Genomic DNA, 12,718 nt, shown 5'->3' with positions numbered 1-12,718 from the left:
TTGTAGTCGATCACCCGCTTCACGGGCACGAGGATTTTCATTGCGATCAGTCCTCTCACTGTGCAGCGCGGAACAATTTAACCGCGCGATTAAACTCAAACGGCGTCGCTATTGCTGTCTATGCCCGTAACGTCAAGCCCTGCAAAAAGCGATGGTGTTCCGCGGGGCTGCATTCATCGTCGGGCCGAACAGAAAAACGAACGGCGCTTCCCAAAAAACAAACGGCGGGGGTCGCTGAACCCCCGCCGCCTGTTGTTTCAATCGAGCCGCTCGGTCCCGAAAGGCGCGAATCAGGCGACCTTCTGGACTTCCGCGACGATCTTCTGGGCGGCATCACCCAGGTCGTTGGCCGGAACGATGGCGAGGCCGGAATTCGCGAGGATTTCCTTGCCCTGCTCAACGTTGGTGCCTTCGAGGCGAACCACCAGCGGAACCGAGAGGTTCACGTCCTTGGCCGCGGCAACGATGCCCTCGGCAATGACGTCGCACTTCATGATGCCGCCGAAGATGTTGACGAGGATGCCCTTCACGGCGGGGTCGGCAAGAATGATCTTGAACGCCGCGGTGACCTTTTCCTTGTTGGCGCCGCCGCCGACGTCGAGGAAGTTGGCGGGGAACATGCCGTTCAGCTTGATGATGTCCATCGTCGCCATGGCAAGGCCGGCGCCGTTGACCATGCAGCCGATGTCGCCATCGAGCTTGATGTAGGCGAGATCGTACTTCGAGGCTTCGATTTCGGCCGGGTCTTCCTCGGTCTCGTCCCGCAGGGCGAAGATGTCGGGGTGACGGAACAGCGCGTTCGAATCGAAGCTCATCTTGGTGTCGAGCACGAGCAGTTCACCGCCCTTGCTTTCGACCAGCGGGTTGATCTCGAGCATGTCGCAATCCATCGCTACGAAGGCTTCGTAGAGCTGAGCGGCGAGCTTCTGGGCCTGCTTGTTGAGGTCACCCGAGAGCTTGAGCGCGAAAGCGACGGCGCGGCCGTGGTGGGGCTTGAAGCCTTCGGCCGGGTCGATCGTGATGGTGGTGATCTTCTCGGGCGTGCTGTGGGCGACTTCCTCGATGTCCATGCCGCCTTCGGTCGAGACGACCATGGCGAGGCGGCCGCTGGCGCGGTCGACGAGCATCGAGAGGTAGTATTCCTTGTCGATGTCGACGCCGTCGGTCACGTAGAGGCGGTTCACCTGCTTGCCGGCTTCACCGGTCTGGATTGTGACGAGGGTGTTGCCGAGCATTTCCTTGGCGCATTCCTCGACCTCTTCGATCGACTTGGCGAGACGCACGCCGCCCTTGGCGTCGGGGCCGAGTTCCTTGAACTTGCCCTTGCCGCGACCGCCGGCGTGGATCTGGGCCTTCACGACATAGAGCGGCCCGGGGAGCTGCTTGGCGGCCGCGACGGCTTCTTCGACGGTGAGCGCGGGGATGCCGGCGGGGATACCCACGCCATATTTCGCAAGCAGTTCCTTGGCCTGATATTCGTGAATGTTCATCGCTGAATCGCTTTCTGCTGGAGTTTCCTCGGGGAAGGCGCGGGTGCCGAATTTTGCAGCGCCGCATAAGCACATCCCTGAGCGCTTGAAAAGTCCCGTTCCCTGCGCAATTTCATAGGTTCGGCTCGCCAGACTACCGAAAGAAGATGTCCCCCCATGATCGATCGCGCGAAACTTGAAGCCATTGTCCGTGAAGCCGGGCGGATTGCGCTAGCGGGATGGCCGGGTGACGGCCACGTGCTCGATCACTGGGAAAAGACGCCGGGAAGCCCGGTGAGCGCGATCGATCTGGAAGTGGATTCGTTTCTGAAGAAGGAGTTGCATACGCTGCTTCCCGCAGCGGGATGGCTCTCCGAGGAGACCGTAGATGCACCGGCGCGGTTGAAAGAAGCGCTGGTCTGGCTGGTCGATCCGGTCGACGGCACACGCGATTTCATTCGAGGGCGCACCGGCTGGGCGATTTCGGTCGCGCTGGTGAACACGCGCCGCCCGCTGCTCGGCTATCTCTACGCGCCCGCGAGGCGGCGCGAGGAGGGTGGTGAATTCTGGTTCGGAGAAGCGGGCAAGGGAGCCTGGCGCAATGGCGAGCGGCTGACGGCGAGCCGCCGCGAATCGCTCTCCGGCGCTCGTGTCCCTGCCCATAAGCTGGCGCCTGAGGACGAGGATCTGAAACTGGTCGAGCAACCCAATTCAATCGCGCTGCGCATGGCGATGGTCGCTGCGGACGAAGCAGACCTGCTGGCGACGCTGCGCTGGGGCTTCGAATGGGATATTGCAGCGGCTGGCCTGATCGCGCGCGAGGCGGGGGCCGCCGTCACCGATGCTTTCGGACGGCAGCTCAACTACAACAAGCACGATCCGCGTGCGTTCGGCGTGCTGTGCTCGTCAAACGGCATTCATGCACAGGCGGTGGAGCGGCTGGCGGAACGCGCTGCGCGGTTTTCGGCCTGACGGGCACGAAAAAAGGGACCGGCGCACTCGATTGCCGGCCCCTTTCCCAAATCCCGCGGGAGAGCGGAACCTTGATTGCGGTTACCTTGCGGCGTTGGCCTCGTCGGTCGTCACCGGCGTGATCTTGATTTCGACGCGGCGGTTGAGCGCGCGGCCTTCGGGGGTGTCGTTGCTCGCCACCGGATAGTCCTCGCCCATGCCCTGCGTCTGGATGCGCGCAGAGGAAACGCCGCGGCTGATCAGGTAGCGCCCCACCGAATCGGCGCGACGCTTCGACAGGTCCATGTTGTAGGCGGCTGATCCGGTTGAATCGGTGTGGCCGTAAACGTCGATCAGGCTGTTCGGGTACTGGTTCATCGACTGCGCGACCTTGTCGAGCGTCGCCTGGAACGAGGGGCTGATCGCGGTCGAATCGACGGCGAAGGTCACGTCGGGCAGGTTGACGAGGATGCCGTCGCCTTCCTGGGTGACGTCGACGCCCGAGCCGGCGGTCTGTTCCTTCAGTTCCTTGATCTGCTTGTCCATCTGGTAGCCGACGACGCCGCCGGCCACGCCGCCGATGCCGGCGCCGACAATACGGGCGGTCTTGCCGCCGATGACGCTGCCCAGCAGATAACCGAGCCCGGCGCCGCCGACGCCGCCGATGGCGGTGCGCGAGACCTTCTTCTCGCCGGTGTTGGGGTCGGTGACGCAGGCGGATACCGCGACGAGCGACAGGGCCGCTGCAGCCGAAGTGATCAGGCGCGATTTCAACATGGTGTGTCCCTTCCTCTGTAAGTCGCTTGCCGGATTTTCTGTGTGATAGTGAACATGAATGGCAAATGGATGATGGTGGCACAACTCGCCCGGGCACTGTGTGTTCCCGAAAGGCCCTTGCGCTATCTTTATGCGGGGCAGGGTCCGGCAGCTCTTCGCGAACGCATCATTCTCTGCTAGCGCTGCGCCTATTGTGACGCCCTTTCCTTGGACCGACCTCCTCATCATCGCCGGCCTGATCCTGATCAATGGCCTGTTCTCCATGTCGGAGCTGGCCATTGTCTCGGCCCGTCCCGCACGCCTCAAGGTTTCGGCCGAGAAGGGCAGCGGGGCGGCGAAGACCGCACTGGACCTGGCTGCCGACCCCGGCAAGTTCCTTTCCACAGTGCAGATCGGCATCACGCTGATCGGCATCGTCGCGGGCGCCTATTCGGGTGCCAGCCTCGGCGAACCGGTCGGCGAGCGGCTGGCGCGGCTGGGGCTGCCTGAAAGCGTTTCGGGAGAGGCGGGCTTCACGCTCGTCATCATCGCCACGACCTATGCCAGTCTGGTGGTCGGCGAACTCGTGCCCAAGCAGCTCGCGCTGCGCCTTGCCGAACCGGTGGCGCTGGCGATGGCGCGGCCAATGTTGTGGCTGGCGCGCGTCATGGCGCCCTTCGTGTGGCTGCTCGACAAGTCTTCCGGCGTGATCCTGCGGCTGTTCTCGATACGCGGCGGGCAGCAGGAACAGCTCACCGCCGAAGAACTGCAGATGATCTTCGCCGAAGCCACGCGCACCGGCGTGATCGAGGAAGAGGAGCGGGCGATGATGGCCGGCGTCATGCGCCTTGCCGACCGTCCGGTCCGCGAGCTGATGACGCCGCGCAACCAGATCGACTGGATCGACGTCGATGCCGGCGAGGCCGCCTTGCGCGCCAAGATCGAGGCTTCGCCGCATTCGCTGCTGCCGGTGGCGGATGAGGATACGCCCGACAACGTGGTCGGCATCCTCAAGGTCCGCGAGGTGCTTGCGGCACTCGTTGCCGGAAGCTCCGTGGACATCCGGTTGATGATGAAGAAGGCCGAGGTCATTCCCGACCAGCTCGATGCCATGGACGCGCTGCGCAAGCTGCAGATGGCCGAAGTGGCGATGGCGGTCGTGCACGACGAGTATGGCCACCTCGAAGGTCTCGTCACACCGTCGGATGTGCTGGCGGCGCTGGCAGGCACGTTCGTCAGCCATCAGGACGAAGGCGACGAGCCGATGGTGATTGAGCGTGAGAACGGCTCGCTGCTGGTTTCGGGCGCGATGCCGGCGGATGCCCTGGCGGACCGGCTCGACCTGACGCTGCCCGAAGACCGCGAGTTCGCGACCGTCGCCGGCTATGTTCTCGCGGTGCTCAAGAAAGTACCCAAGGAAGGTGAGCACTTCACCGATCAGGGCTGGCGGTTCGAGGTCGTCGATATGGATGGTCTCAAGATCGACAAGGTGCTCGCCGAATCGCTGGACGAGGACGAGACGGACGACGGCGTCAGCGGCGACGGCTAGCGGGTACGAAAAAGGCCGGACTTTCGCCCGGCCTCTTCGCAATCGACACTTCGAAAAGGCTCAGCCGCCGACCGAGGTCTGGGCATCGCGTCCGTCGCCTTCCGGTGCAGCGATGATCGAGCGGGTCACCTGACCCTTGGCGACCGTATAGGTATTGGGATCGCCGACGTTCGAGCGGATGCCGGCATCGGCCGTACCAGCCATGCCCAGCGTGGTCTTCTCGATATCGCTGCGGGCCTGAGGGCCACCGAACAGCGCATCGAGCGTCTTCTGCTGAAGGTTGTCATCGGCGGGACGCGGCTCGCCCTGCTTGGGCGGGCTCAGCGAGAAATCGGGCGGCACGACCAGCGGAGACTGGCGCTGCACCGCGAACTCGTCAGGACGATTGCGGTTGAACAGCCCGGTGCTGCCGCAAGCCGACAGCAGCATGGCGCCGGTCGTGACGAGGATAAGGGCACCGGTTTTCTTCATAGGTATCAATTCAACTCTCCGGAGCGGGTTCGGCCGTTGCGTCCGGCTTGTCGCGCGAAAGCAGGGATCGGGCAAGGATAATCAGGACGCCGATGGTAATCGCGGCGTCAGCAAGGTTGAAAATCAGGAACGGCCGCCATGTGCCGAAGTGCAGGTCGGCATAGTCGACGACGTAGCCGAGCCCGTAACGATCGCAGATGTTGCCCGCGGCGCCGCCCAGCACGAGCGACAGGGCCGCGATATCGGCCAGTTTACGCTCGCGCATGATCCACACCAACACGAACGCCGCGATTGCTGCGGTCATCGCCACCAATGCCCAGCGTCCTTCGGGCGATCCGGCGGTGAACAGGCCGAGCGAGACGCCGTAGTTCGGGGTGAAGGTGAAATTGAAGATGGGCAGGATTTCGAGACTGTCTCCGCGGCGGCTGACGCCAAGAGGCCCGGTCACCCACACCTTCACCGCCTGATCGGCCAGGAACACCAGCGCCGCGATCAGCAGCCCGGCAATGCGGTTGCGCACCGCGCGGTTCATGCGTCCTCCGTCGCGCCCACGACGTCTTCGCAGCGACCGCACAGCGCCCCGTCTTCCGAAACTTCGGGAAGGTGGCGCCAGCAGCGGCCGCACTTGTGATCGGTGGTAGGCGTGACAGTCACGTCATCGCCTTGGCCGCGCGACACTGTCGCCGTGATGAACAGCTCTGCCAGATCGGCTTCGGGCGCATCCTGCGGCACGGTGACTTCGGCGGCGAGGCTGGAGCCGATCACCTTGTCGCGGCGCAGCGGCTCGATCGCTTCGGTGACCTTCTCGCGCAGCGCGCGAAGCTGCCGCCACTTGTCCATGTCGGCTTCGGCTTCGGGGACCTCGGGCCATTCGAGCAGGTGGACACTCCCGCCTTCTGGGTAACGAGACGTCCACACCTCCTCGGCGGTGAAGACGGTGACCGGCGCGGCCCAGCGCACCAGCGCGTGGAAGAGCGTGTCGAGCACCGTGCGGTAGGCGCGGCGCCTGGGATCGGCAGCGCTGTCGCAGTAGAGGCAGTCCTTGCGTATATCGAAGAAGAAGGCCGAAAGGTCCTCGTTGCAGAAATCCAGCAGTTCGCGGACGTAGGTATTGAAATCGAAGTCCGCGACAGCCTGGCGCAGCGTCGTGTCGAGCTTGCCCGTCAGCGCCAGCACATAGCGCTCCAGCTCGGGCATTTCGGCCACGGGCAGACGTTCGGCTTCATCGAAATCGGCCAGCGCGCCCAGCAGGTAGCGCATGGTGTTGCGCAGCTTGCGGTACTGGTCGGCCACGCCTTTCAGGATCTCGTCTCCGATGCGGTGGTCTTCGGTGAAATCGACCGAAAGCGCCCAGAGGCGGATGATGTCGGCGCCGTACTGCTCCATCACCTTGAGCGGGCTCACGGTGTTGCCGAGCGACTTCGACATCTTGAGGCCCTTGGAATCCATGGTGAAGCCATGGGTCAGGACCGCCTTGTACGGGGCATGGCCGCGCGTCGCGCAGCTTTCGAGCAGCGAGGACTGGAACCAGCCGCGATGCTGGTCGCTGCCTTCCAGATAGAGGTCGGCGCGCGGGCCCTTGTAGCCTTCGGGCCGCAGGAGGTCGGGCCACTTGCCCGATTCGAGTACGAAAGCGTGTGTCGAGCCCGAATCGAACCAGACGTCGAGAATGTCGGTGATGCGCTCGTAGTCCTCTGCCTTGTAGGCATTGCCGAGGTATTCCTGCGCGCGCTCGTCGCTCCAGGCGTCGACGCCCTTTTCACGGATCGCGGCGATGATTCGGGCGTTCACTTCCGGATCGGCGAGGTATTCGCCGGTCTCACGGTTGACGAACAGCGTGATGGGCACGCCCCAGGCGCGCTGGCGCGAGAGCACCCAGTCAGGCCGGGTATTGACCATCGAACTGATGCGGTTGCGGCCCTTGGCCGGTACGAAACGCGTATCCGCCAATGCATCCCAAGCGGTTTCGCGCAGGGTCAGGCCATGGCCCGGGATCGGCTTGTCCATCGGCACGAACCACTGCGGAGTGCAGCGGAAGATCACCTTGGCCTTCGAACGCCATGAGTGCGGATAAGAATGCTTGTAGTCCGCGCTGGCCGCCAGCAGCCCGCCCGCTTCGCGCAGCGCGGTGCAGATCGGACCGTCGGGCGCGTTGAACTTGGGATTGATGACCGAGCCTTCGCCGCCCAGCCAGCCCCAGTCGGCGCGGTACTTGCCATCGCCCTCGACCGCGAACTTGGGATTGATGCCGTGCGCCTTGCACAGATCGAAGTCGTCCTCGCCGTGGTCGGGCGCCATGTGCACGAGGCCGGTGCCGCTCTCGGTGGTGACGAAATCGCCGGGCAGGAAGGGGCGGGGTTCGGCGAAGAAGCCGCCAAGGTGGTGCATCGGGTGACGGGCTGTCGCTCCTTCCAGCAGCGGGCCCTTCACGTACATCTGGAACTTGTAGCCTTCGGCGCCGATGCGCTTGCAGAAAGCATCGGCCAGCGGTTCGGCGACGAGGTAGTTCTTCCCTTCGACCGCGATCTGCAGGTAATCGACTGGCTTTCCGTAGGCGAGCGCCTGGTTGACCGGGATCGTCCAGGGCGTGGTCGTCCAGATCACGGCCATGGTGCCCACCAGTTCGGGGCATTCGGGCGATTCGATGATCTCGAAGCCGACATCGATCTGGGTGGAGACGATGTCCTCGTATTCCACTTCGGCATCGGCGAGCGCGGTTTTCTCGACCGGCGACCACATCACCGGCTTGGCGCCGCGATAGAGCATCGCGTTTTCAGCAAACTTCATCAATTCCGAAACGATCGTCGCCTCGGCGTCGAAATCCATCGTCAAGTAAGGATGATCCCAGTCGCCGCCGATACCCAGCCGCTTGAGCTGTTCGCGCTGCACATTGACCCAGTTCTGGGCATAGGCGCGGCACTCGGCGCGGAATTCCTCGGCGGGAACCTCGTCCTTGTTCTTCTTTTTCTTGCGGTATTCTTCCTCGACCTTCCACTCGATGGGCAGGCCGTGGCAGTCCCAGCCGGGAACGTAAGGCGCGTCCTTGCCCAGCAGGGTCTGGGTGCGCACGACCATGTCCTTGAGGATATGGTTAAGCGCATGGCCGATGTGCATGTCGCCGTTTGCGTAGGGCGGGCCATCGTGCAGGATGAACTTTTCGCGGCCCCGGCGGTGCTCGCGGATCGTCTCGTAGATCTTCTGATCCTGCCAGCGCGCAAGAATACCCGGCTCCTTCTGGGGGAGCCCGGCTTTCATGGGGAAATCGGTCTTCGGAAGGAAGACGGTGCTACGGTAATCGCGCTGCTCGGTCATGATCGGCGGGCGTTAACGTAAATGCCTTAACGTTGGAAGAGCGCGCAGTGCGTACAAACCACTTGTAGGCGAGAGAGATTCGCGTTCAGACAATATTCGCGAGAAGTTCACGTGCCGTGACGCAATCCGCGGCGATCTGCGCGATCAGCGCGTCGAAGCTGGGGAACTTCGCCTCGGTGCGGATGAAGTGGTGGAAGTACACTTCAATTTCCTGATCGTAGAGATCTTCCGAAAAATCAAAGAAATGGGGTTCCAGCAATTCCTTGGGCACGTCGAACTGAGGCCGGATGCCCAGATTCGCGGCGCCGGGCAGCACCCGGCCATCGGGCAGGCGCCCGGTCACGGCATAGACGCCGAAGTGCGGGCGCAGATAGGAGCCCAGCGCGATGTTCGCGGTGGGAAAGCCCATTTCGCGGCCCAGCTTGTCGCCGTGCTGGACGGTGCCCCGGATTGCGAACGGCCGGGTGAGCAGACGCGCGGCGGTCGCGCAGTCCCCGGCTTTCAGCGCATCGCGGATGCGGCTGGAGGAAACTACGCCGTCGGCGTCGCGGACCGGCCCGACAGTCCGGCCCGACAGGCCGAATCGGGCGCCCGCGTCGCGCAGGACCTGTGGGTTGCCCGAACGGCCTTTGCCGAACGTGAAATCTTCACCGGTAACGACGCCCGCTGCGCCGAGATGACCGGCCAGTTCCTTCTCGACCCAGTCGGCCGCGCCCATCGTGGCCATGGGCCGGTCGAAATGGAGGACAAGCATGGCGTCCGCGCCCGCAGCGGCGAAGAGGTCCTCGCGCTGGTCGAGCGTGGTGAGGCGGAATGGCTCGGCATCGGGCTGGAACAGGCGCACCGGATGCGGATCGAATGTGGCGATGATGGCCGGGCGGCCTTCTGCCCTGGCCCAGCGAATGGCCTCGCCGACAACGGCCTGATGGCCCTGGTGGAATCCGTCGAAATTGCCCAGCGCCACAACGGCGCCGCGCAGCGATTCGGGAATGGGGTGGCGGTTGTCGAGACGAATCATTTCGGCAGGGCCTATAGGTCGCGGATCAGCGTCACGAAAGCGTAAGACGGCGCATCGCCTTGCGCGGGATGTTCCTCGCGGGCGGTTTCGCGCCACTCGGAGCCGAGCAGAGGCATGAAAGTATCACCTTCGTATTCGGCATGGACTTCGGTCAATTCGACGCGGCGGGCAAGCGGCAGAACAAGTGCGTAGATTTCCGCGCCGCCGATCACCGCCACGTCCCCATCACCGGCCAGTGCCAGCGCATCCTCAACCGAATGCACCACTTCGGCGCCGTCTGCGCGCCATGCGCGGTCGCGCGTCAGCACGATATGGCGGCGACCGGGCAGGGGCGAGGGAAAGCTCTCGAACGTCTTGCGGCCCATGACCATCGGCTTGTCCATGGTCATGGCCTTGAAGTGCCTGAGGTCCGCGGGAAGCCGCCAGGGCAGGGCGCCGTCCCGGCCGATCACGCCATTGGCGGCGCGCGCGTAGATAAGGAACAGGTCCTGTGCCACGCCGCCAGCCCTGTCAGTCCAGCGTCAGCCGGGTGACGTGGCCCATCTTGCGCCCGGGGCGCGCGGCGGCCTTGCCGTAGAGGTGCAGGTGATTGGCCGGATCGGAAAGGATTGCGGCCCAGTCGTGCGCTTCGTCGCCGATCAGGTTGCGCATCTCGACCGCTTTGGCCGCCAGCCGGGTTTCGCCCAGCGGTAGCCCGCAGATCGCGCGCACGTGGTTCTCGAACTGGCTGGTGACGGCGCCCTCGATGGTCCAGTGGCCCGAGTTGTGGACGCGCGGGGCCATCTCGTTGAACACCGGGCCGTTCCCGGTCGCGAAGAATTCCAGCGTCAGCACGCCCACATAGTCGAGCGCCTCGGCCACTTTCGCGGCGAGCGCCCGGGCGGCAGGCACCTGTTCGATCAGCGCGGCGGGGGCGGGCACGGCGCTGACGGAAAGAATGCCGCTCTCGTGGACGTTGTGCGCTGAATCGAAAAAGCGGATGTCGCCATCCTTGCCCCGGCACAGGATCACCGAGAACTCGGCGAAGAAGGTGACGAAGCCTTCGTAGATCAGCGGCTTGGCAGGCAGGTCAAGCGCCTGCCCATCTTCGGGCGACATGATCCGCCACTGGCCCTTGCCGTCGTAGCCGTCGCGCCGCGTCTTGAGGATGCCGGGTGCGCCGATCGTGTCGATGGCGGCGGCGAGGTCCTCGGCTGAATCGACCGGGGCGAACGGGGCAGGGGTGCCGCCCAGTTCTGTGACGAAGCGCTTTTCGGTCAGGCGGTCCTGCGCGGTTTCGAGCGCGCGCGGATGCGGAAGCAGCGGTACTTTGCCCAGTGCAGCTAGCGGCGCGACAGGTACGTTCTCGAACTCGTAGGTCACCACAGCGCAGTCCGCCGCGAAGGCGGCCATGGCCTTGCCGTCGTCCCAGCCCGCGCAGGTGAACGCGGCAGAGACTTCGGCGGCGATCGAATCGCCTTCGGGCGCGTAGATATGGCAGCGGTAGCCGAGCTGGGCGACCGCCATCGCGATCATCCGGCCAAGCTGGCCGCCACCAAGAATGCCGATGGTTTCGCCGGGTGCGATCATGGGCGTACTACCTACCGTCCTTCGACAAGCTCAGGACGAGCGGAGCTGGTGCTGCGGGTGCGGTCATTTCCCCGCTCATGCTGAGCTTGTCCAAGCATCAGGATGGCCGTTCGGCGACGCTGGCGGTCTGCGCCGCGCGGAAAGCCTGCAGCCGTTCGGCGAGCGCGTCGTCCGACGTCGCCAGAATCGAAGCCGCGAGCAGGCCGGCGTTGGCCGCGCCCGCCTCACCGATCGCCAAGGTGCCGACGGGGATGCCGGCCGGCATCTGCACGATCGAGAGCAGGCTGTCCTGTCCCGAAAGCGCCTTCGACTGCACGGGGACGCCCAGCACCGGCAGGTGTGTCATCGAAGCGACCATGCCCGGCAGGTGTGCGGCGCCGCCAGCGCCTGCAATCACTACCTTGAAGCCTTCCGCCGCCGCACCCTTGGCGAAGTCCACCAGTCGGTCGGGCGTACGGTGCGCGGAGACGATCCGCGCATCGTACGCCACGCCCAGCTTGTCCAGCATCTCGGCGGCGCGCTGCATGGTCGGCCAGTCGGACTGGCTACCCATGATGATGGCGACAGGTGCTGCCAACTTACCTCTCCGACAGATAATAGCGGTCGAGCACGCCCAGACCGGTGTCGAGGTCGTAGACGATCGGCTGGCCGGTCGGGATCTCGAGGCCGGTGATCTCGTCGTCCGAAATGCCCGAGAGGTGCTTCACCAGTGCGCGCAGGCTGTTGCCGTGTGCCGCGACCAGCACGGTGGCACCGGCCTTGAGGTGCGGCACGATCGAGCCTTCATAATAAGGCAGGACGCGCGCGATCGTGTCCTTGAGGCTTTCGGTCTGCGGCACGTCGATCCCGGCATAGCGCGGATCGGAGGACAGATCGAACTCGCTGCCGCGTTCCAGCACCGGCGGCGGGGTGTCGAAGCTGCGGCGCCAGATCTTGACCTGGTCCTCGCCGTGTTTGGCCGCGGTTTCGGCCTTGTCGAGGCCGGTCAAACCGCCGTAGTGACGCTCGTTGAGGCGCCAGTCCTTGGTTTCCGGAATCCAGAGGATGCCTGCCGCTTCGAGCGCGAAGTGCAGCGTCTTGATCGCGCGGGTCTGCACCGAGGTGAACGCAACGTCGGGCAGCATGCCCTTGTCCTTGAGCAGGGCGCCCGCGGCACGCGCTTCGGCTTCGCCCTTCTCGGTCACGTCGACGTCCCACCAGCCGGTGAAACGGTTTTCGAGGTTCCACTGGCTCTGGCCGTGGCGGAGAAGGATCAGACGAGGCAAGGCAGGCTCCCTGTTGGCTTGCGGGCCGCATTCCACGCAGCGGCCGCGAATGTCAGGCCGCAGCCCCTAGCTTTCCGGGGGCGATTTGGGAAGCCTGCCCGAATCGCTATCTTCGCCGCGTTGCTGCGCGGACACGGCGCGTGCCTGCGCCTTGCGCCGGTGCAGGTTCTCGCGCAGTTTGGCGGCGAGGCGTTCCTCGCGGGAAAGCTTGCCCGGGTTCTCTTCCATCGGCGGGCCATGCCGCGTGCGCCGGGAAAGCGCAAGCGGCGCTTGACAATTGCCGCGCACGAAGACAATAGCGCGCCCCTGTCCCGGCGAGACCGGGCCGACGGCGCTGCTGTAGCTCAGTGGTAGAGCG

12 protein-coding genes and 1 pseudogene are annotated in these 12,718 nt (G+C 64.7%); 2 read left to right on the top strand and 11 right to left on the bottom strand.

Annotated features, from left to right (window positions below; translation table 11 throughout):
- Positions 1-290: 290 nt before the first annotated feature.
- On the bottom strand, positions 291-1,490 hold the full coding sequence (gene sucC / locus MTR64_RS20245; RefSeq protein WP_243996356.1) for an ADP-forming succinate--CoA ligase subunit beta: 1,200 nt from the start codon (positions 1,488-1,490) through the stop codon (positions 291-293).
- 156 nt (positions 1,491-1,646) lie between these two features.
- Between sucC and MTR64_RS20240 the strand changes: the two genes are divergently transcribed.
- Complete coding sequence (locus MTR64_RS20240) at positions 1,647-2,441, top strand: 3'(2'),5'-bisphosphate nucleotidase CysQ (protein ID WP_243996355.1); 795 nt, start codon at positions 1,647-1,649, stop codon at positions 2,439-2,441.
- An 81-nt stretch (positions 2,442-2,522) separates the two neighbouring features.
- Here MTR64_RS20240 and MTR64_RS20235 read toward each other — a convergent pair whose 3' ends face one another.
- A complete protein-coding gene (locus MTR64_RS20235; protein WP_243996354.1) occupies positions 2,523-3,197 on the bottom strand; it encodes an OmpA family protein in 675 nt (224 codons plus the stop codon).
- Positions 3,198-3,390: 193 nt separating this feature from the next.
- On the opposite strand from MTR64_RS20235, the gene MTR64_RS20230 reads away from it, so the two are divergent.
- Positions 3,391-4,725, top strand: a complete 1,335-nt coding sequence (locus MTR64_RS20230; RefSeq protein WP_243996353.1) for a hemolysin family protein — start codon at positions 3,391-3,393, stop codon at positions 4,723-4,725.
- 60 nt (positions 4,726-4,785) lie between these two features.
- On the opposite strand, the gene MTR64_RS20225 is transcribed toward MTR64_RS20230, so the two are convergent.
- The 9 genes and pseudogenes from MTR64_RS20225 to MTR64_RS20185 form a co-directional block, all read right to left on the bottom strand.
- Positions 4,786-5,196 carry a DUF3035 domain-containing protein gene (locus MTR64_RS20225; RefSeq protein ID WP_243996352.1) on the bottom strand — a complete coding sequence of 137 codons (411 nt, stop codon included), beginning with the start codon at positions 5,194-5,196 and terminating at the stop codon, positions 4,786-4,788.
- Positions 5,197-5,206: 10 nt separating this feature from the next.
- On the bottom strand, positions 5,207-5,728 hold the full coding sequence (lspA, locus tag MTR64_RS20220; RefSeq protein WP_243996351.1) for a signal peptidase II: 522 nt from the start codon (positions 5,726-5,728) through the stop codon (positions 5,207-5,209).
- The gene (gene ileS, locus MTR64_RS20215) at positions 5,725-8,508 is read right to left on the bottom strand and encodes an isoleucine--tRNA ligase (RefSeq protein WP_243996350.1); all 2,784 of its coding nucleotides are present in this window, start codon (positions 8,506-8,508) and stop codon (positions 5,725-5,727) included. The genes lspA and ileS overlap by 4 nt, the downstream gene beginning before the upstream one ends.
- Positions 8,509-8,593: 85 nt before the next feature.
- Complete coding sequence (locus MTR64_RS20210) at positions 8,594-9,526, bottom strand: bifunctional riboflavin kinase/FAD synthetase (protein WP_243996349.1); 933 nt, start codon at positions 9,524-9,526, stop codon at positions 8,594-8,596.
- An 11-nt stretch (positions 9,527-9,537) separates the two neighbouring features.
- On the bottom strand, positions 9,538-10,023 hold the full coding sequence (locus MTR64_RS20205) for a dihydrofolate reductase (RefSeq protein ID WP_243996348.1): 486 nt from the start codon (positions 10,021-10,023) through the stop codon (positions 9,538-9,540).
- 13 nt (positions 10,024-10,036) lie between these two features.
- Positions 10,037-11,095, bottom strand: a complete 1,059-nt coding sequence (locus MTR64_RS20200) for a 5-(carboxyamino)imidazole ribonucleotide synthase (protein WP_243996347.1) — start codon at positions 11,093-11,095, stop codon at positions 10,037-10,039.
- 97 nt (positions 11,096-11,192) lie between these two features.
- Positions 11,193-11,648, bottom strand: a complete 456-nt coding sequence (purE, locus tag MTR64_RS20195) for a 5-(carboxyamino)imidazole ribonucleotide mutase (RefSeq protein ID WP_243996357.1) — start codon at positions 11,646-11,648, stop codon at positions 11,193-11,195.
- A gap of 25 nt (positions 11,649-11,673) precedes the next feature.
- Entirely contained in the window at positions 11,674-12,360 is a 687-nt protein-coding gene (gene gpmA / locus MTR64_RS20190; protein WP_243996346.1) for a 2,3-diphosphoglycerate-dependent phosphoglycerate mutase, read from the bottom strand.
- 66 nt (positions 12,361-12,426) lie between these two features.
- A pseudogene (locus MTR64_RS20185) lies at positions 12,427-12,718 on the bottom strand (hypothetical protein); the annotation flags it as partial.

The organism is Novosphingobium album (ex Hu et al. 2023) (assembly GCF_022832385.1).
Taxonomy (GTDB): domain Bacteria; phylum Pseudomonadota; class Alphaproteobacteria; order Sphingomonadales; family Sphingomonadaceae; genus Novosphingobium; species Novosphingobium album.
The sequence above is the reverse complement of the archived record's forward strand: the minus strand, read 5'-3'. Positions and strand labels throughout refer to the sequence as shown.

Excerpts from the sequence above, each read along its gene's own strand:
- MTR64_RS20210 (WP_243996349.1), bottom strand. The coding sequence starts at position 9,526 with ATGATTCGTCTCGACAACCGCCACCCCATTCCCGAATCGCTGCGCGGC.
- lspA (WP_243996351.1), bottom strand. The coding sequence starts at position 5,728 with ATGAACCGCGCGGTGCGCAACCGCATTGCCGGGCTGCTGATCGCGGCG.
- MTR64_RS20235 (WP_243996354.1), bottom strand. The coding sequence starts at position 3,197 with ATGTTGAAATCGCGCCTGATCACTTCGGCTGCAGCGGCCCTGTCGCTC.
- MTR64_RS20240 (WP_243996355.1), top strand. The coding sequence starts at position 1,647 with ATGATCGATCGCGCGAAACTTGAAGCCATTGTCCGTGAAGCCGGGCGG.
- sucC (WP_243996356.1), bottom strand. The coding sequence starts at position 1,490 with ATGAACATTCACGAATATCAGGCCAAGGAACTGCTTGCGAAATATGGC.
- ileS (WP_243996350.1), bottom strand. The coding sequence starts at position 8,508 with ATGACCGAGCAGCGCGATTACCGTAGCACCGTCTTCCTTCCGAAGACC.
- MTR64_RS20200 (WP_243996347.1), bottom strand. The coding sequence starts at position 11,095 with ATGATCGCACCCGGCGAAACCATCGGCATTCTTGGTGGCGGCCAGCTT.
- MTR64_RS20225 (WP_243996352.1), bottom strand. The coding sequence starts at position 5,196 with ATGAAGAAAACCGGTGCCCTTATCCTCGTCACGACCGGCGCCATGCTG.
- purE (WP_243996357.1), bottom strand. The coding sequence starts at position 11,648 with ATGGGTAGCCAGTCCGACTGGCCGACCATGCAGCGCGCCGCCGAGATG.